Below are 18,026 nucleotides of genomic sequence, written 5' to 3'. Positions count from 1 at the left end.
TATACAAATTCTACATTATAATTATAGATAAGATTTATTTTTTAGATAAAAACAATAATCTTTTACAGAATCTTCAAGCTCCATAAAAGACTTGTTATATCCAGCTTTTTTAAGATTGTCCATCTTTGCCTGTGTGAAATACTGATATTTCTGTTTTAAAAAATCAGGCATATCGATATATTCTATGTTCTCTTTTTTGCCAACTGCTGCAAACATAGATTTCGCTATATCATTCCAAGTCCTCGATTTACCCGTACCAAGATTAAACATACCTGTTTTAGAAGGATTTTTAAACAAAAAATACATAGCGTTGATAGCGTCTTTTACGTATATAAAATCTCTGCGCTGTTCACCGTCGGAATAATTTTCATTATAAGACTTAAACAGCTTTATAAGGCTATTATCTGCAACTTCGTCATAACTTTTACAAACTACGCTGCGCATATCGCCTTTATGATATTCGTTAGGACCAAAAACATTAAAAAACTTTATACCTGCGACCTTGCTAATGTAATTATTGTTCAACAACCACAAATCGAACATATGTTTAGAAAAACCATACATATTTAACGGTGATAAATTTATCAGTTTTGATATATCATCGTCATATCCAACCTCGCCGTCGCCATACGTTGCGGCAGAGGATGCATAAATAAAGGGAATGCCCAACTCAAACGCCCACAGTGCAAGAATTTTAGAATATTCATAATTATTTTTTATATAGTAAGTTGCATCAGTAAAGATTGTGGAACTACATGCGCCCAGATGCACAATAGCATGGGGCTTTGGGACTCGTCTGCTTATGACAGCATTAAAAAAAGCACCCTTTTGTATATAATCGTAATAACTTTTACCTACTAAATTCTTCCATTTCTCGCTATCATCCAAATGATCTACAACTAAAACGTCTTTTATGCCTTCTTGGTTTAACTTCCACAGAAAACAACTACCTACAAAACCTGCTCCACCGGTTAAGATTATCATAGGAACCTCTTATATTTTCGACACGCCTCGAGGACATATTGTATAAAAAGATACTCTTACCTGTCAATGAAATGTAGTATCTTGAGAGTCGCGGCATTGCCGTTCCCTTCAATTATGTGATACAATGATAAGGCACGCATTAAATGAGGAAGAATGTAATGTCTAATATAAGAAATTTTTGTATCATAGCGCACATAGATCACGGTAAAAGTACACTTGCTGACAGATTGCTTGAATACACCGGAACAATTTCCCGCAGAGAAATGAAGGAACAGATTCTTGATGGTATGGAGCTTGAAAGAGAAAGAGGAATAACAATAAAAGCCAAAGCTGTAAGAATGAATTATACTGCTAAAAACGGCGAGAAATATGTTTTAAATTTAATTGACACTCCGGGTCATGTGGATTTTACCTATGAAGTTTCAAGAGCTCTTGCAGCATGCGAGGGGGCGATTTTAGTTGTAGACGCTACTCAGGGTGTAGAAGCTCAGACTCTTGCAAATACAATGCTTGCAAAAAATGCAAAACTCAATATAGTGCCTGTAATAAATAAAATAGATTTACCTACTGCCGATATAGATAGCGCTTATGAACAAATAAAAGAAGGTCTTGATGTTGACGCAGAGCCTATCCTCGCAAGCGCTAAGGAAGGTATAGGTATTTGTGAAATAGTCGGTTCTATAATTGCAAATATTCCTCCTGCAATAGTTGTAAAAGAAGAGCCGTTATCAGCTTTAATTTTTGATTCATTTTATGATTCTTATCGCGGTGTTATAGTCATTATAAGGGTGTTTGACGGTAGAATTCGTAAAAATATGAAAATAAAATTTGTGGCATCAGACGTAGAACATGAAGTGCTTGAAGTTGGATATATGAAAATAAAAATGGTTGAGTCCGATGAGCTTTCTTCAGGAGATGTAGGCTATGTTATAGCCGGCATAAAAGATATAAGGGATATAAAAATCGGCGATACAATTACCGAAAGTATAAACCCGACAAAACATCCTCACGAAGGATACAAAGAAATAAATCCTTTTGTTTTTGCAGGTCTTTATCCAAATAGTACATCTGAGTATGACGGTTTAAAAATGGCTTTAGAAAAATTAAAACTTTCAGATTCATCTCTTGTTTATTTTCCTGAAACTTCGGTAGCTTTGGGATTTGGTTTCAGATGTGGATTTTTGGGATCTTTGCATTTGGAAATAGTTAAAGAAAGACTCGAAAGAGAGTTTGGTTTAAATCTTTTGGTTACGGCTCCAAACGTTGTATATAAGGTAAAAACTAGAGACTCAATTACAACGATAGATAATCCTGCAAGATTTCCAAACAACGCAGATATTGAAGAAATTTGGGAACCTTACGTTAAGGCAACTATAATTTGCCCGATTGATTATTTAGGAGCTATGCTTGAGCTGTGCCAAAAAAGAAGAGGCAAGCAGATATCGATGAGATACATGAATACTAAAATAACTATATTAAAATATCATATGCCTCTTGCTGAAATTATCGTAGGTTTCTATGATGCTCTAAAATCAGTTTCCAAAGGATATGCTTCTTTTGATTACGAACATGTAGAACATCAACAGGGAGATTTGGTCAAACTAGAAATTATGATAAATGCGGAAGTTGTCGATGCTTTTACGATTATTGCTCACAAAGATAAAATCCAGACTGTCGCCCATTATCTTACTGAAAAACTTAGAAATATTATACCAAGACACATGTTTGAAATTCCTATACAGGCAAAAGTGAACAATAAAATAGTCGCGAGAGGAACAATATCTGCAATGCGTAAAGACGTTCTTGCAAAATGTTACGGTGGCGATATATCAAGAAAGCGCAAACTTCTTGGGAAGCAAAAAGAAGGCAAGCGTAGGATGCGACAGTTTGGGAGGGTAGAGATTCCGCCGGATGCATTTGTTGCTGTTCTTGGGATAGACAATTAATTGATTATTTTTTGTTCTTATATGCTACACTCCACTGCAGAGTATATCCTAACTGCAAGATAGTGTGTTTACGTGTTGCTAAGTTAATTCAAAAATTCGTGCTAGAAGTGCATTTTATTTGTTGTTGTCAGTCCTTGAGGAAAGAAAATCTCCAAAGGATTTATAAAATATCAAAAGAGGCGTATTCCTATGAAGTTTTACCTTTTTTCTCATTTTTTTTCTCGTTTCTCCTTGGAGTTTTATCTTTTTTTTGCAGGATGTATTCTTTTTGTAATAGCTGTGATAATGCTGGCTACAAAAAAATATTTTAAAACCGAGACATCCGAAAAATTATTTGAAAACGTTTATTCATGGGTTGCCACAGGTTGGACAGTGCTTATAATAGCGTCTTTCATTATGTTTTTCTTTGTTCAAGCTTTTAAAATCCCGTCAGGTAGTATGAGAAACACTCTTTTAGAGGGCGATCGGCTTTTTGTAAATAAATTGATTTACGGCTTTAAAATTCCGTTTACAAGTGAGGGAAGGCGTTATACGCCTTTCCGAAATGTAAGTCGTGGAGATATAGTTGTCTTTCAGTGTCCTCCTGAAGCTTTAACGATTTCTGAAAGAGAAAAAGGCATAACGAAAGATTTCATAAAAAGGTGTGTGGCAGTGGCAGGCGATAAAGTGGAAATAAAAGATAAAGAACTTTTCGTAAATGACGTTTGCATTAGAGATCCTCGTGCTGTTTTTAACGACTCCACAGTTCGACAAAGTTTCGATTTGTTTGCAAGCAACAAAGATTATCAAGAATATTGGGAAAAAGGCAGATTTACATCTATACCGGCTGTAAGAGATAATTTCGGACCTGTAATTGTTCCCAAAGGGCATTATATGATGATGGGCGATAATAGAGATTTTTCTTTTGATTCTCGTTTTTGGGGACCTTTGCCTGACAAGTACGTGAAAGGTAAAGCGTTGTTGCTATATTGGCGGAGGATTATATGACATGGATTGCTTGGATTGTGATTGCAGTTGTTCTAATAATTTTTGAAATAGCGACGACATCGATTTTTTTCTTTATCTGTCTTGCTATAGGCTCGGCTTTTGCGGCAGTAGTATCTTGTTTTACTGATTCAAGTTTGTTGCAATTTACGATTTTTTTAATTATTTCTATTTTAGCTTTGTATCTTGTAAAACCAATCTTTAAAAGGATGATAAGCAAAGCTAAAACTGTCAGCTCAAATGTAGATGCTCTTATTGGGGCAGAAGCTATAGTTACGGGAAAGATAATGCCTTTAAAGTCGGGTTTCGTAAAAGTTTCAAGTGAGATATGGAGAGCTGAATCTGATGTTGATATTGAAATCGGTGAAGTTGTAATAATAAAAAAAGTAAGCGGAACGATGCTTATTGTTGAAAAAATAGGGGGGATAATATGTCTATTCTTTTTGTTGTCGTAGTTTTAGTTTTTGTGGTTATTTTTGTGGCAAGCTCTATAAAAATAATAAGACAGTATGAAAAAGGACTTGTTGAAACTTTAGGCAAGTATACAGGCACGAGAGGCTCGGGCGCAAATATTATAATTCCTATGTTTCAAAGAATGGTACTTGTTGATATGAGAGAGCGCGTTATAGATGTTCCACCACAGAGTGTTATTACGAAAGATAACGTTTCTGTAGTTGTTGATGCTATAATTTATTTTCAGGTTACAGATCCAGTGAAAGTTGTTTACAACATCGAGAATTTTGCGCTTGCAGCTTTAAAACTTGCACAGACAAATTTAAGAAATGTAATCGGAGATATGGAGTTAGACAGTACGCTTACATCCAGAGAAAAAATCAATACGCAATTAAGGGTTGTAATGGATGAAGCTACGGATAAATGGGGTGTAAAAGTTACAAAACTTGAAATACAAAAAATCGATCCGCCAAGAGATATCACGGATGCTATGTCAAAGCAGATGAAAGCCGAAAGAGAAAAAAGAGCAAATATTTTGGAAGCGGAGGGTTTAAGGCAAGCTGCAATTCTTAAGGCTGAAGGCGAAAAGCAGGCTGTAATTCTCGATGCAGAAGCTGTGAAAGAAAAACAAGTTTTAGAAGCTACGGGCGAAGCCGAAGCAATAAAACAGGTTGCCGAAGCGGAAAAATATAAAATCGAAGTGGTTTATAATGCTATACACGAAGGTAAGCCTACGAATGATCTTCTAGCCATTAAGTATCTTGAAACGCTTGGAAAAGTTGCAGACGGTCAAGCAACAAAGATTTTCTTACCGTTAGAAACTGCCGGTGTTACAGCGTCAATAGGTGGGATAGCCGAACTTTTTAAAGATAATACAAAATTATCAAAATCGGTCCCTAAATAAATTTTATCAGTTGTAGTTGTTTCTTTCTTATCTTTTTTAATTTCTCTTTCTCTGAAAGGGATGGCGATATCTTTGGCATTGACGGGGTATGCGTTGTTAGCGTTGGTGGTTACCTCTCATAGTAAAATGCTTTTTATGTATTTTGCAAGTAATAAAATATGTTAGGTTTATATATTCACATTCCATTTTGTAAACAAAAATGTTATTACTGCGATTTTTTCTCGGTAGAATATGACGTTGTTTTAGTTAATAAATATGTTGACGCTTTAATAAAACATGCGAGTCAATTTAGGAACCAAAAAATAAATTCGATATATATTGGCGGTGGTACCCCATCTGTTTTATCCTTAAAACAACTCGAAAAACTTTTGCAGACATTAAATAATATTTTTGATTTATCAGAAGTTTGCGAATTTACATTTGAATTAAATCCCGAATCCACATCAAAAGAAAAACTCCGTCTTCTCAAAAACTTTGGGATAAATAGATTAAGTATAGGTTTACAGTCTGTCGAAGATAACTCGCTTAAATTTTTGGGAAGAATACACGATTTTCAAACTTTCTGTAATATATATGACATAGCTAGAAAGGAAAGTTTTAATAATATCAATATTGATTTGATATACGGACTTTCAAATCAAACGGTAAAAGAATGGGAAAGAGACTTAAAAAGAGCTTTGCTTTTTAATAGTGAGCATTTATCGCTTTATCCTTTGTCAATTGAAGAGGGTACGCCTTTTTATTTAAACAGTGTTACTATAAACGACAATATTCAAAGAGATATGTATGATAAAGCCGTAGAAGTTTTAGCTAGTAATGGTTATGCTCACTACGAAATTTCAAACTGGACTAAACGAGGCAGAGAATCTTTTCATAATTCAAATTATTGGCGTAATTTTGAATATATAGGACTTGGTGCAGGCGCTGCAGGATATTTGAGAAAGATAAGATATAAAAATATCGATGATATAGAAAAATATATTGCAGTATGTTCGTTATTGAAAGATGCGCAAAGTAGATGCGGTAATATATCTTCGTTAGAAATGGAATCGGAATATATAGGCGATGAACTTTATAAAACGGAAAAAATTATACTAGGACTAAGACTTTTAAACGAAGGTATAGACGTGAATTGTTTCAATAGTTCAGAACATCAAATCGTACTTTTAGAATGTTTAAAAGATAAAACACTAGAGCAAGATAACGATGCAATAAAACTTTCCAAAGAATTTATATTTGTATTTAATCAAATTGTTTCAAAATTTATGTAACGCGTCCTACTAAATCATTTAAAAGAAACATCGAAAAAAGGGAAAGAAAAAAATTGTCAAGACTAATCAATAAATTATATAATCAACCAGTCAAAATAACAGATATAAATTAATACTCCATAATGAACAAGGATGGTTAAACGTGTTGAAAGATATTTTAGGCGCAATTTTTGGTTCACAAAATGAAAGAGATATAAGGGCGATAAAACCGATAGTCGTGAGAGTTAATGCTTTTGAGTCTGCCATAAAACAGCTTACGGATGACGAATTAAAAAATAAAACAATTGAGTTTAGAGAACGTCTTGAAAAAGGGGCAACCTTAGACGATATTTTGCCCGAAGCTTTTGCGTGCGTCAGAGAGGCTTCTGTAAGAGCAATTGGTTTAAGACATTTTGACGTACAGATAGTAGGCGGTTATATACTTCACAAAGGTAAAATTGCCGAGATGAGAACGGGAGAAGGAAAAACTTTAGTTGCTACGCTTGCTGCATATCTTAATGCTTTGCCTCAAACTGGTGTTCATGTGGTAACCGTCAACGATTATCTTGCAAAAAGAGATAAGGAGTGGATGGGTGCGATTTATGAAAAACTTGGTCTTACAGTTGGAAACGTTGGGCACGAGACAAGAAACACAGAAAGAAAAGAAGCTTATAACTGCGATATAACTTATGTTACAAATAATGAGATTGGGTTTGATTATTTAAGAGATAATATGGTTGTTTCAAAAGAAGACAGAGTTTTACGTCCTCTCAGCTATGCAATTATAGACGAAGTTGATTCTATTTTAATAGATGAAGCAAGAACGCCTCTTATTATTTCCGGTGCGGGTGAACAGTCAACGGATAAATATTATATTTCTGACAGAATAGTTCCTATGCTTAAGGGCAGAAAAGTTACCGAAAGTGAGGAAATAAAAGCAAAATACGATAATATCGACTTATCAAAGGGTTACGATTATCTTCTTGATGAAAAGAATCATTCTATTGTTTTAACGGAACAGGGTGTCCAAAAGACTGAAAAAATATTGGGTATAAAAAATATTTATGATGATTTGCAATCTGAATGGGTGCATCACATAACGCAGGCCATAAAAGCGCACAATTTATATCGTCGCGATGTTGAGTATGTTGTAAAAGATGGTGAAGTTGTAATCGTAGATGAATTTACAGGAAGACTGATGCCGGGTAGAAGATGGTCTGACGGACTTCATCAAGCGATTGAAGCAAAAGAAAATTTAAAAATTGCAGATGAAAATCAAACACTTGCGACGATAACGTTTCAGAATTTTTTCAGAATGTATAAAAAAATCTCGGGGATGACAGGTACAGCGTCAACTGAAACAGCTGAATTTTGGGAAATTTATAAACTTGGAGTTGTAGAAGTGCCTACAAATAATCCGATGGTGAGAAAGGATTATCCCGATGTTATATATATGACTGAAAAAGAAAAAGACAATGCTATAATCAACGAAATCGAATCTTTATGGAGCAAGGGTCAGCCTGTTCTTGTTGGTACAAGGTCGATAGAAAAATCTGAAAAAATAGCAGTCATGCTTAGAAAAAAAGGCATTCCTCATCAGGTATTAAATGCTAAGTATCATGCTGTAGAAGCTCAAATTATTGCGTCTGCAGGGGCAAAATCCGCAGTTACAATTGCTACAATTACGGACATTTTATCGGAACCAAAAAGACGAGCTTATGCGTCTTTTTGGTTCCGATAAAATGTCCGTAATGATGCAGAAGTTAGGTTTAAAAGAGGGTGACGATATACAACATCCTTGGATATCAAAAGCAGTGGAGGGTGCGCAGAAAAAAGTGGAAGGAATGAATTTTGATATAAGAAAACAACTGATAGATTTTGATAATGTTATGAACAAGCAAAGGGAAGCTGTTTATAGATTAAGAAACGAGATTCTCGAAGGGGAAGATATAACAGACACCATCAAAGATATGATTAACGAGTCCATTGAGGAAAAACTTTCTACTTGGACTGCTGAAAAATATGCGGAGGAGTGGGATTGGATTAGCATAGATGCATGGCTGTCTAGGATTTTTGGCGTTAAATACGAAATTGAAAATAAAGATGAAATAAACTTTTTCTCAAAGGAGGCTCTTCAAACTGATATTTGTGAAAGAGTCATTGAGGCATATGAAAAAAGAAAAGAAGAACTTACTCCCGAGTTAATGGCTCAGATACAAAGAATGGTGTTCTTGCAGATGATAGATTCTTCGTGGCATGACAATTTATACGAACTTGATCAGTTAAGACGAGGTATAGGTTTTAGGGCTTATGCTCAAAAAGATCCGAAAGTCGAATACCAAAGAGAATCTTTTGCTTTGTTTGAATCTATGATGAAAAGAATAAGAGAAAATACCGTAGAATACATATTTAAAGTTCAGGTTGATGTTAAGCCGCAACCTCTAAATAACGCGGAAACTGCAAAAGTAAGTCCTTCTTTTGGTAAAAAAAATGATCGAAAAGAAGATAAAGTGAAAACACAAAATTTAAGTAAAATAGGGAGAAATGATTCTTGTCCGTGCGGGAGTGGGAAAAAATATAAAAAGTGTTGTGGAGTTTGAGAAGTTTAAACATGAATTTTACTTTAGCTTATGTTAATTCAGTTAATAGTTTTATGTAATTGTGAAAACTAATCGAAATTTTGGTTAGATGAATTAAACAAGGATAAAGGTGTACTGGTATGAATATTGGCTATCAGTCTATAAAATTTGTCAACCACAATTCAGAAGAATCATATGGTTTGAGGGAACGTGTCTTGCTTGATATAAGTCCGTTTAAGGCTATTATACCGAAGAAGATTTAAAAAAGCTTTTTGCTTGGGGACCATCTATTTTCAAAAAAATGAATGTTTTTATACACGATGAATTTCGGCATATACGCTTCAAGCAGTGGGATATTCCGAAGATAAGGCAAAGAAAAAAACTAGATTACATTATAATAATTTGAAGAATAAGGCAATAAGAACTTTGCTTGCAAACAAGTTATCGGATGTTGAAGCTAGCAATATGATAGTCTTTTGTAGCGATCTCATGCATAATGAAAAATATTTAAAATTTCATGATACTTATAAAAAATTATATGGGAATGATGAGAGTTTTAGAAAAGGATGTTTTTAGCAACTTCGAAAACAGTTTTGGCAAGCAAAGGTTTTTTAGGCGATATGAGCGATGAAGCAGTATGTGTTGCTGTAAAATATTTTATTGCTGAACTTCCTGTGTATCTTAATGTCCCTGACAGTATCAATATTTCTTCGTATTTATATGCATATAAAGATACTCTCTCAGGTTTCTTGACGGGCGTGTACAACAAAGATAGTCCACTTTTCATATGTTTCTTCAAAACATGGTTATTTGGCAGTAAATTTTTCTTAAATAAAGAGGGACGCTATGAGTGAAGAATAGCTTTTAGCCAGCAATATTTTACGAAGCATTCCTGGATTTATCTATTGGAAAGATATAGATGGAGTTTACTTGGGTTGTAATCAAGCGGAAGCCGAAATGCTTGGATATAAATCTGCTAAAGAAGTTGCAGTAGGTAAAACAGATTACGATTTGTCATGGAGATATGAGGCTGAAATATTAAGAAAAACAGATCAGAGAATTATGTTGAATAAAGCATATGAAGAAATATTGGAAAATGTAACATGAGGTGATAGTATGTGATTGATAGTAAGTGGTATCAATATCAAAAATCGAATGTGATCTTCAATTATCGTTCAGATTCAAATCAAAAATTCGTGTTTATAAAGGAAATTCTTTTGATTTTTACAGAATGATATCTAATGTAATAAATAATACTGTAGAAGCTGTTAAAAAAACAAGGTATTATAGTTGAACTTGTGATTAAAACAGCGATGTCGCAATAAAGGTCAAGGATAATGGCAAAGGAATGCCAAAAGAAATGATGAACAAAATTTGTGAAGGGCATTGGTTTTGGCACTATAAAGGGAACAGGATACAGTATTGGATTGCAACAAGTTAAGGATACATTAAAAACTATAAAAACTATGAATACTCAGATGCTAATTAAATCTGAAGAAAATGTAGATACAGAATTTATTTTCATATTTCCGATAAAATAGAATTGCGCAAAGGCGATACAGTTGTTGTATTAGATGGTGATGTATTAGTTCATGATATGTGGAAGAGTCGTTTTTCAGAACATTCTAGCGAAGTATCAGTTAGGTATTTTACGCAAGGCTTAGATGTTGTTGATTTTATAACTTCATTAAATAAAGGAAAAGAATAAAGTCTTTTTGTTGTCAGATTATGAATTAGAAAATCAAGAATTAAATGGGATAGACGTAATAGAGAAAAGCAATATGCAAGAGTAACATACACTCGTCACGGGAGTGCAGACATCAGAAATAAAAGATTTTGGCGAAAAAAGTAAATTTCTTAAAATGTTTAATAAAGCGTATTTTAATGATATTCCCTTGATAATTTTATGAAAATAATAGACTGTAAAAGGTTTGTTTTGTGTATTGCCACAGGTTTGTTGGCTGCAACTGCCTTTCCTAAAATAAATTTATTTTTTTTGATGTGGGTAGCTTTTGTACCGTTGATTTATGTAGTGGTGGAATCAGGGTATAAAGGTTCTTTTTGTTATGGATTCATTTCAGGATTTGTCTTTAATGCTGTAGGCATGTATTGGCTTTATTTAATGCTTTATTTTAACACAAAATCTTGCGCACAGGCTTTAATTGCGTCTAGTCTTTTATGGATATATCTTGCGCTGTATTGGGGTGTTTGGGGCGGATGTTTGTGTTTTATAAGAAATGCCATTGCTAGAAAATTTAGGTACGATATAATTCAAAATATTTTGTTGATTATTGCCGGCGCGGCTGTGTGGGTCGTTCTAGAATATATCAGAACATATTTTCTTACAGGTTTTTCTTGGATGCTTATAGCATATTCGCAGTTTGAGTTTACTTCAATTGTACAAATAGCTGAATTCACCGGTGTGTATGGGGTATCGTTTATTTTGATGTTTTGTAATTTATGCCTCTATTTTTGGATATCAAAAAGGATCAATAAGTATCTTTATATCGCTTTAATTTTGATTGTTGCGTTTGCAATATTTGGAGCAGTTAGATCAAATAGATTTAAATCTTTTGGCGAACAGGAATTTTCGGTATCTATTGTACAACCAAATATTGATCAGAATGAGAAATGGGATGCTGCTTTTAGGGAGATAATGTATTCCAACCTCAGAAATTATGCTTCTGAAATTTCTAAAAATAAAACTGATTTAGTTTTATGGCCGGAAACGGCGTTTACGGAGCTTGTCCCTAATAATGCAAGAATGTATGAGTCAGCAAAAGAGATTACAACTCTTGCTGGCGGCTTAAACATTGTAGGCTCTCCATTTTCTGATGATGGGGAAAAAGTATATAATGCTGTTGTATCTTTTGAGAACGGTGGCGATTATAAAGCTGTTCATAAAAAAAATTGTCTTATTCCTTTTGGAGAGTATGTTCCATTTAGAGAATTGTTTGCACAATTTTTTGATGTTATAAATCACATGGGTGACCTTGAAAGAGGCACAGATACAAATGTTTTTGATAATGGAAAGCTATGTGTTGGCTCGACAATATGTTCAGAGAATTTCTACCCTGATATTTCCAGAAGATTTGTGTTTTCCGGGGCAAAAGTCCTCTCAAATCATGCAAACGATGGATGGTTTTTTGACACGGCGGCTCCTTTTCAACATTTTGCTATGAACGTGTTCAGAGCGGTTGAAAATCGTAAGGCAATGCTAGTATCTGCAAATTCAGGAATTTCTGGGCTTATTGAAGCATCAGGCGTAATTGTTGAACGAACTCAGTTGTGTAAAAAGGTTTTGCTCAGAGGGACGTTTTTTCAAAATGATTTTAAAACTTTTTACACAAAGTTTGGCGATTTGTTTGTGTATGTTTGCATAGGGATTATTTTGTCTGTATTATTATTGAATTATAAACGTAGAAAGGAGTCGCTATGCTTGGGCAACAGAAAGAAAGAATAGATGCTTTGAGGGGGTCCCTTTGATGTAGATTCAAAAATAAATAGAATCAAAGAACTCGAACAGGATATATCTGACGCAAATTTTTGGAACGATCAAAACAATGCCAAAAAAGTTATGGCGGAGCTCGATGGTCTAAAAAATATATGTAAATTGTGGAATGATATGAGCTTGCAGGTTAAAGATTTAATTGATTTAAAAGAACTTGCCGGAATTGAAAATGATGAAAATATTCTAAAAGAAATTGAAGACGGCAGCAAAAAACTTGAGAAAGAATTATCTGCTTTTGAAACTAAAACGAGACTTAGCGGACCGCACGATAAAAATAATGCGATTATCGCTATACATGCGGGCGCTGGTGGCACAGAATCTTGCGATTGGGCTCAGATGTTAGTGAGAATGTATTCTAGATGGGCGGAAGATAAGCGTTTTGAAACTGAAGTTGTTGATAGTTTAGATGGAGATGAGGCTGGAATAAAAAGCATAACAATGATAATAAAGGGTGAATATGCTTATGGTTTTTTGCAGTCTGAAATAGGAGTTCACAGGCTTGTAAGAATTTCTCCATTTGATTCTAACAAAAGACGGCACACTTCATTTAGTTCTGTTGACGTTATCCCTGAAATTGACGATAATATCAATATAGTTGTCGAAGATAAAGATATAAGAATTGACACTTACAGAGCTTCCGGCGCAGGCGGGCAGCATATCAATAAAACAGATTCTGCTGTGAGAATCACGCATTTTGTAACAGGCATAATTGTTCAATCTCAAAACGATCGCTCTCAGATTAAAAACAGGGAAACTGCGATGAAACTCTTAAAAGCCAAACTCTACGAATTTGAACAGGAAAAGCAGCGCGCTTCTTGTGAAAAACACTATAATGAAAAAGGCTCTATAGAATGGGGAAGCCAAATACGTTCCTATGTTTTTATGCCGTATCAGCTTGTGAAGGATCATAGAACCGAATGCGAAACATCTCAGGCTAGTCTGGTGATGGATGGGGAGATTGACGGCTTTATCAGCGCATATTTATCATGGAAATTAAAGAAAAAGAAATAATATCGCTCTGCAATGTTTTAAAAAAAGCGCTTATTTTTCAATGATTTTTTGTTTTGACATCGCACTGTTATTTTTGGTAAAATCCCGAGGAAGTCTACTAATAGCGCATATTTTATTAGGTTGTCATTGTTCTTATAAAAGGGGATTGGAAATGCAACTTGTCAAAGAAGGTTATCCGTTTATTATAATTTCGCTTGTTTTGGGATTGTTATTGTTTGTTTCAGGATTTGGCGTAGTTGCAAGCATGATAGGCATTTTGTGTATGTTAGCTTCATTGTTTTGCTTATATTTTTTTAGAGATCCAAAAATAGATATAACAAAAGGCAATGGTTTAATTCTGTCGCCTTGCAATGGTACTGTTTTAGAAGTAAGTGAAAACGAAACAGAAAAAATTATCAGAGTATTTTTATCTGTTTTAGACGTACATTTACAACGCTCGCCTGTCGCGGGGAAAGTTGTAAAAGTTGAATATAAACCAGGAAAATTTCTCAAAGCTATGGAACCGCAAGCGCATATAGTAAATGAGCAAAATATCATAACAATAGAAAATGAAAACGGAACATATCTTGTTAAACAAGTCGCAGGGATACTTGCTAGAAGATGCGTTGCATGGGTGAAACCCGGCGATATTTTAAATACCGGCGATAAAATAGGTGTTATAAAGTTTAGTTCTCAGGTGGATATGCACATGCCAAGAAATGTTGATATTAAAATTAAACAGGGTGATAAAGTCGTGTCTGGAATAACAATTTTCGCAACTCTAATGGATTCTTCAAGCTCTGAGTTTACCCCCGAGGGTCTTTAATAGGTGACGACGATATGCGTTTTTGTTATCAATACTGAGCGCAGCGAAATATCTAGAAGATATGTGTCGATATAAAAATGTTTGACTGTAATCAAATAGGGAGTTGCCATGAGCGAAAAACTTAAAAAAGGTATTTATATAATACCAAGTCTTTTTACATGTAGTAATATGTCTTGCGGTTATTTATCGGTGATGTCGTCAATCGAAGGAGATTTTACAAAAGCAGCATGGCTTCTTATACTTGCGATAGTTTGTGATATGATGGACGGTAGGATTGCGAGACTTACAAGGACGACAAGCGAATTTGGAATTCAACTGGATTCTTTAAGCGATTTGGTGTCCTTTGGCATTGCGCCATCCGTGATGATGTATCAGCTTGTTTTAAATTCTATGGGAAAGGTTGGTATGGCAATTGCGGTGCTGTTTGTATTATGTAGTGGCTTAAGACTTGCAAAGTTTAACGTCCAAGCCAAAGATAATGTGACTCATGCTTCTTTTATTGGGTTGCCTACGCCTGCTTCAGCTGGTCTTTTGATGTCATTTGTTCTAAGTTATGAATTATTTGTTGTAGAACCTGGGCAGTCTTTAACGTTTAAGACAATACCTCTCTTGATGAGAAATATGCCTATTTTTTTTAAAATAATGCCTGTTGTAATGATAATTTTATCTTGGCTTATGGTTTCAAATATTCAGTATGTTTCATTTAAAAAAATGAATCTTTCAAAACCTAAAGCATTTAGACTTTTAGTTTTGATAATAATATTAATATTTCTTGTGATTGCGTTTCCGCAAAATATCATTTTTATATTGTTTAGTTTGTATGCTCTTTCTGGGATAGTATTTACCGGGGCAAGGTATTATAGGGCTTATCAAATAAAAATTAGTTTGAAAAAGGGAGAGTAATAAGTGATAATAGAGCAGCTTTTAATCTTGATTAAACCGGATGGAGTTAAAAAATCTTTAACAGGAAATATTTTGACTAAACTTTCAGAAGCAAGAATGGTTATCATAGGCACAAAAGCGGTAAAAGTAAGCAAAAAGTTGGCAGAAGCACATTATTATCAGCTTAAAGATAAGCCATTTTTTGGCGAGCTTGTAGATTATATTCAGGGTAAAATATACGGCGAACCTTGGGATAGAGTTATAGCGTTTGTATATCAGGGGGAGGATGCTATTGCAAGAATGAGAAAAATTGCCGGCGCGACGAATCCAGAAGAAGCAGATCCTATTTCAATCAGAGGTGCATACGGAAGAATAACAACAAAAGGAGTTTATGAAAACGTTGTCCACTGTTCTTCAGATCCGTCAGAAGCAGAAAGAGAAATTAAGTTGTGGTTCCAACCTGACGAAATAGTTAACTCGGTATATCCTATCAAAAAAATTATTGCAGGGAAAGGAGAAAAAACTGTCTGGGCGTAGTTTAAATGATGATTTTACAAGGGGAATAAGAGATGACAACACCAATGGAATTGTTTATAAAAAAAATGCAGGATCTTTTGCAACCGGGTGAGGTTTATAGAATGGATGGATCCCAAGAAGAAGCTGAGAGATTAACAAATCTTGCTCAAGAGTCTGAAGTTGACGGAAGAATTGTTTTAAAAAAACTAAATGCGCAAGAATATCCAAATTCATATTATCATCGTTCGAATCCAAATGATGTTGCTCGTACAGAGCATTTAACTTTTGTTTGTACTCCTACGAAAGAACAAGCCGGACCAAATAATAATTGGTTGGAGCCAAGCGCGGCAAAAGAAAAAATGATGAGACTTCTCAAAGACGCAATGAAGGGAAGAACGATGTACGTTATACCTTTTGTTATGGGAACTCCTCAATCAAGATATGCAAAAAACTGTGTTCAAGTAACGGATTCTGTATATGTTGCTTTGAGCATGAGAGTTATGTCTCGCGTTGGTAAGCAAGCTGTTGAAAGAATCGGCAATTCTTCCGATTTTTTTAGAGGGGTACATTCAATCGGTGATGTAAATCCGGATAGAAGATTTATTATGCATTTCCCTCAGGAAAATCTTGTTATGAGTTTCGGTTCCGGTTATGGTGGGAACGCTTTGCTAGGCAAAAAGTGCTATTCGCTTAGAATAGGTTCTTACTTAGGATATCAGGAAGGGTGGCTTGCCGAGCATATGATTATCATAGGTGTACAAGCTCCTGATGGAAAAGTAACATATTTTCTCGGAGCTTTTCCATCTGCATGCGGTAAAACTAATCTTGCTCTTTTAGAGTCTGTGCTTAAAGGTTATAAGGTATGGACAATGGGAGATGATATAGCTTGGGTTAATGTTGGTGAAGATGGGCAGCTTTATGCAATTAATCCTGAAGCGGGATTTTTTGGGGTTGCTCCGGGGACAGGTGTGAACACAAATCCTGTTATGATGAAAACTCTTAAAAATGATAAGTTTTTTCCTACTTTATTTACGAACACGGCTGTTGATAATAGCAATAATACTCCTTGGTGGGAAGGTGTTTCTAAGGGAGTTCCATCAGATTTGACTGATTGGCAGGGACAAAAATATGACAAAAATTCGAGTAAATCTGCTGCTCATCCTAATTCGAGATTTACTGTTTCAATTTATAATTGTCCAACGCTTTCGTCGGAATACGATAACCCTATGGGAGTGCCTATTTCAGGCATAATTTTTGGGGGACGTAGGCGAAGCACTATTCCGCTTGTATATGAAGCGAAAAACTGGAACGCCGGCGTGTTTACGGCCTCCATAATAGGTTCGGAAACAACCGCGGCCTCGACGGGACAGGTAGGTGCTGTCAGGCGCGATCCAATGGCTATGCTTCCTTTTTGTGGATACAATATGGGTGATTATTTTCGGCATTGGCTTGATATGGGCAAAAAAGTGAAAAACCCTCCTAAAATATTTATGGTAAACTGGTTTAGAAAAGATGAAGATGGTAAATTTATGTGGCCGGGCTTTAGAGATAATTCTAGAATCATAAAATGGATGATAGACAGAGTCGAAGGAAAAACCGGAGTTGTAGAGTCTGAAATAGGCTTGTTTCCGGAAGATAATGCCATAGATTTAAATGGGTTAGATATCAAAAAAGAAACAATGGCAAAATTGTTGAGAGTTGATAAAGAAGATTGGAAAAAAGAAATAGTAATGATAGAAGAGTTTTACGCTAAGTTTGGTGACAAAATACCGAAAGAATTAAATAATTGTTTGGCAGAGCTTAAGAATAAACTTGGAATGTAATTTTTGTAGATGCTTTTGTCATTCCCTTTCACTGAAAGAGATGGCAGACGAGGTTTGACGAGGTATGATTATCGTCGCCATTTTGAGTGAAGCGAAGGATTTACGTTGTTATTCCCATTTTTCAAAAGAGGTGGCAATGCCAAGAGGCATTGACGAGGGTATTGTTTCTTAAAAAACAAGTATAATTTAAGGTGTATAAGGTAAAAGCTTGATGAGGTTGCTGATGCGCGAACTTTAGTTTGCAGCATGTGAACAATTGAAAGCAAGAAGCTAATACCAAATTAAAAGGAGGCACAAAATGCCAAAAGTCTTATACACTGAATTTGTAGGCATAGATGTATCAAAAAACAAATTGGACGTTTATGAAACAAAAAACAA

Annotated in this window: 17 protein-coding genes and 1 pseudogene; 17 read left to right on the top strand and 1 reads right to left on the bottom strand. The window is 34.9% G+C overall.

From position 1 onward, the window contains the following. Nucleotides 1-21 precede the first annotated feature (21 nt). Nucleotides 22-984 carry an ADP-glyceromanno-heptose 6-epimerase gene (rfaD, locus tag LE180_RS00090; protein ID WP_374133460.1) on the bottom strand — a complete coding sequence of 321 codons (963 nt, stop codon included), beginning with the start codon at nucleotides 982-984 and terminating at the stop codon, nucleotides 22-24. Between the two features lie 158 nt (nucleotides 985-1,142). Here rfaD and lepA point away from each other — a divergent pair, with 158 nt between their 5' ends. The 17 genes and pseudogenes from lepA (at nucleotide 1,143) to LE180_RS00005 (ending at nucleotide 17,648) form a co-directional block, all read left to right on the top strand. Then, nucleotides 1,143-2,930 (top strand): translation elongation factor 4, encoded by a 1,788-nt coding sequence (gene lepA / locus LE180_RS00085; RefSeq protein ID WP_374133459.1) that lies wholly within the window; start codon nucleotides 1,143-1,145, stop codon nucleotides 2,928-2,930. A 189-nt stretch (nucleotides 2,931-3,119) separates the two neighbouring features. Further along, a complete protein-coding gene (lepB, locus tag LE180_RS00080; RefSeq protein WP_374133458.1) occupies nucleotides 3,120-3,917 on the top strand; it encodes a signal peptidase I in 798 nt (265 codons plus the stop codon). After that, on the top strand, nucleotides 3,914-4,369 hold the full coding sequence (locus LE180_RS00075) for an NfeD family protein (protein WP_374133457.1): 456 nt from the start codon (nucleotides 3,914-3,916) through the stop codon (nucleotides 4,367-4,369). Before lepB ends, LE180_RS00075 begins: the two co-directional genes overlap by 4 nt. After that, nucleotides 4,345-5,271 (top strand): SPFH domain-containing protein, encoded by a 927-nt coding sequence (locus LE180_RS00070; protein ID WP_374133456.1) that lies wholly within the window; start codon nucleotides 4,345-4,347, stop codon nucleotides 5,269-5,271. The genes LE180_RS00075 and LE180_RS00070 overlap by 25 nt, the downstream gene beginning before the upstream one ends. Nucleotides 5,272-5,429: 158 nt before the next feature. Further along, nucleotides 5,430-6,542: a radical SAM family heme chaperone HemW gene (gene hemW, locus LE180_RS00065; RefSeq protein WP_374133455.1), complete on the top strand. Its 1,113-nt coding sequence runs from the start codon at nucleotides 5,430-5,432 to the stop codon at nucleotides 6,540-6,542. 145 nt (nucleotides 6,543-6,687) lie between these two features. Beyond that, nucleotides 6,688-8,262 carry a DEAD/DEAH box helicase gene (locus LE180_RS00060; protein ID WP_374133506.1) on the top strand — a complete coding sequence of 525 codons (1,575 nt, stop codon included), beginning with the start codon at nucleotides 6,688-6,690 and terminating at the stop codon, nucleotides 8,260-8,262. Further along, nucleotides 8,240-9,121: an SEC-C metal-binding domain-containing protein gene (locus LE180_RS00055; RefSeq protein ID WP_374133454.1), complete on the top strand. Its 882-nt coding sequence runs from the start codon at nucleotides 8,240-8,242 to the stop codon at nucleotides 9,119-9,121. The genes LE180_RS00060 and LE180_RS00055 overlap by 23 nt, the downstream gene beginning before the upstream one ends. Before the next feature lie 327 nt (nucleotides 9,122-9,448). Beyond that, on the top strand, nucleotides 9,449-9,676 hold the full coding sequence (locus LE180_RS00050) for a hypothetical protein (RefSeq protein WP_374133453.1): 228 nt from the start codon (nucleotides 9,449-9,451) through the stop codon (nucleotides 9,674-9,676). Beyond that, nucleotides 9,667-9,954: a tRNA-dependent cyclodipeptide synthase gene (locus LE180_RS00045; RefSeq protein WP_374133452.1), complete on the top strand. Its 288-nt coding sequence runs from the start codon at nucleotides 9,667-9,669 to the stop codon at nucleotides 9,952-9,954. Before LE180_RS00050 ends, LE180_RS00045 begins: the two co-directional genes overlap by 10 nt. A 22-nt stretch (nucleotides 9,955-9,976) precedes the next feature. Then, a complete protein-coding gene (locus LE180_RS00040) occupies nucleotides 9,977-10,207 on the top strand; it encodes a hypothetical protein (RefSeq protein ID WP_374133505.1) in 231 nt (76 codons plus the stop codon). A 436-nt stretch (nucleotides 10,208-10,643) separates the two neighbouring features. Then, a complete protein-coding gene (locus tag LE180_RS00035) occupies nucleotides 10,644-10,808 on the top strand; it encodes a hypothetical protein (protein ID WP_374133451.1) in 165 nt (54 codons plus the stop codon). Nucleotides 10,809-11,006: 198 nt separating this feature from the next. Then, nucleotides 11,007-12,563: an apolipoprotein N-acyltransferase gene (gene lnt, locus LE180_RS00030; RefSeq protein ID WP_374133450.1), complete on the top strand. Its 1,557-nt coding sequence runs from the start codon at nucleotides 11,007-11,009 to the stop codon at nucleotides 12,561-12,563. A 30-nt stretch (nucleotides 12,564-12,593) separates the two neighbouring features. Continuing rightward, a pseudogene (gene prfB / locus LE180_RS00025) lies at nucleotides 12,594-13,622 on the top strand (peptide chain release factor 2); the annotation flags it as partial. Between the two features lie 151 nt (nucleotides 13,623-13,773). Next, on the top strand, nucleotides 13,774-14,427 hold the full coding sequence (locus tag LE180_RS00020) for a phosphatidylserine decarboxylase (protein ID WP_374133449.1): 654 nt from the start codon (nucleotides 13,774-13,776) through the stop codon (nucleotides 14,425-14,427). Nucleotides 14,428-14,535: 108 nt separating this feature from the next. Further along, nucleotides 14,536-15,330, top strand: coding sequence for a CDP-diacylglycerol--serine O-phosphatidyltransferase (pssA, locus tag LE180_RS00015; RefSeq protein WP_374133448.1), 795 nt, complete (start codon nucleotides 14,536-14,538; stop codon nucleotides 15,328-15,330). Nucleotides 15,331-15,333: 3 nt separating this feature from the next. Further along, nucleotides 15,334-15,846: a nucleoside-diphosphate kinase gene (locus LE180_RS00010; protein WP_374133447.1), complete on the top strand. Its 513-nt coding sequence runs from the start codon at nucleotides 15,334-15,336 to the stop codon at nucleotides 15,844-15,846. Nucleotides 15,847-15,878: 32 nt separating this feature from the next. Next, nucleotides 15,879-17,648 carry a phosphoenolpyruvate carboxykinase (GTP) gene (locus LE180_RS00005; RefSeq protein ID WP_374133446.1) on the top strand — a complete coding sequence of 590 codons (1,770 nt, stop codon included), beginning with the start codon at nucleotides 15,879-15,881 and terminating at the stop codon, nucleotides 17,646-17,648. The last annotated feature ends 378 nt before the right edge of the window (nucleotides 17,649-18,026 follow it).

Origin of the sequence: Candidatus Endomicrobiellum pyrsonymphae (assembly GCF_020328025.1) — a bacterium.
Lineage (GTDB): Bacteria > Elusimicrobiota > Endomicrobiia > Endomicrobiales > Endomicrobiaceae > Endomicrobiellum > Endomicrobiellum pyrsonymphae.
This window is presented reverse-complemented; position numbering and strand designations above follow the sequence as displayed.

Excerpts from the sequence above, each read along its gene's own strand:
- LE180_RS00055 (WP_374133454.1), top strand. The coding sequence starts at position 8,240 with ATGCGTCTTTTTGGTTCCGATAAAATGTCCGTAATGATGCAGAAGTTA.
- LE180_RS00020 (WP_374133449.1), top strand. The coding sequence starts at position 13,774 with ATGCAACTTGTCAAAGAAGGTTATCCGTTTATTATAATTTCGCTTGTT.
- pssA (WP_374133448.1), top strand. The coding sequence starts at position 14,536 with ATGAGCGAAAAACTTAAAAAAGGTATTTATATAATACCAAGTCTTTTT.
- LE180_RS00075 (WP_374133457.1), top strand. The coding sequence starts at position 3,914 with ATGACATGGATTGCTTGGATTGTGATTGCAGTTGTTCTAATAATTTTT.
- lepA (WP_374133459.1), top strand. The coding sequence starts at position 1,143 with ATGTCTAATATAAGAAATTTTTGTATCATAGCGCACATAGATCACGGT.
- LE180_RS00070 (WP_374133456.1), top strand. The coding sequence starts at position 4,345 with ATGTCTATTCTTTTTGTTGTCGTAGTTTTAGTTTTTGTGGTTATTTTT.
- hemW (WP_374133455.1), top strand. The coding sequence starts at position 5,430 with ATGTTAGGTTTATATATTCACATTCCATTTTGTAAACAAAAATGTTAT.
- lnt (WP_374133450.1), top strand. The coding sequence starts at position 11,007 with ATGAAAATAATAGACTGTAAAAGGTTTGTTTTGTGTATTGCCACAGGT.
- LE180_RS00005 (WP_374133446.1), top strand. The coding sequence starts at position 15,879 with ATGACAACACCAATGGAATTGTTTATAAAAAAAATGCAGGATCTTTTG.
- LE180_RS00045 (WP_374133452.1), top strand. The coding sequence starts at position 9,667 with ATGTTTTTAGCAACTTCGAAAACAGTTTTGGCAAGCAAAGGTTTTTTA.
- rfaD (WP_374133460.1), bottom strand. The coding sequence starts at position 984 with ATGATAATCTTAACCGGTGGAGCAGGTTTTGTAGGTAGTTGTTTTCTG.
- lepB (WP_374133458.1), top strand. The coding sequence starts at position 3,120 with ATGAAGTTTTACCTTTTTTCTCATTTTTTTTCTCGTTTCTCCTTGGAG.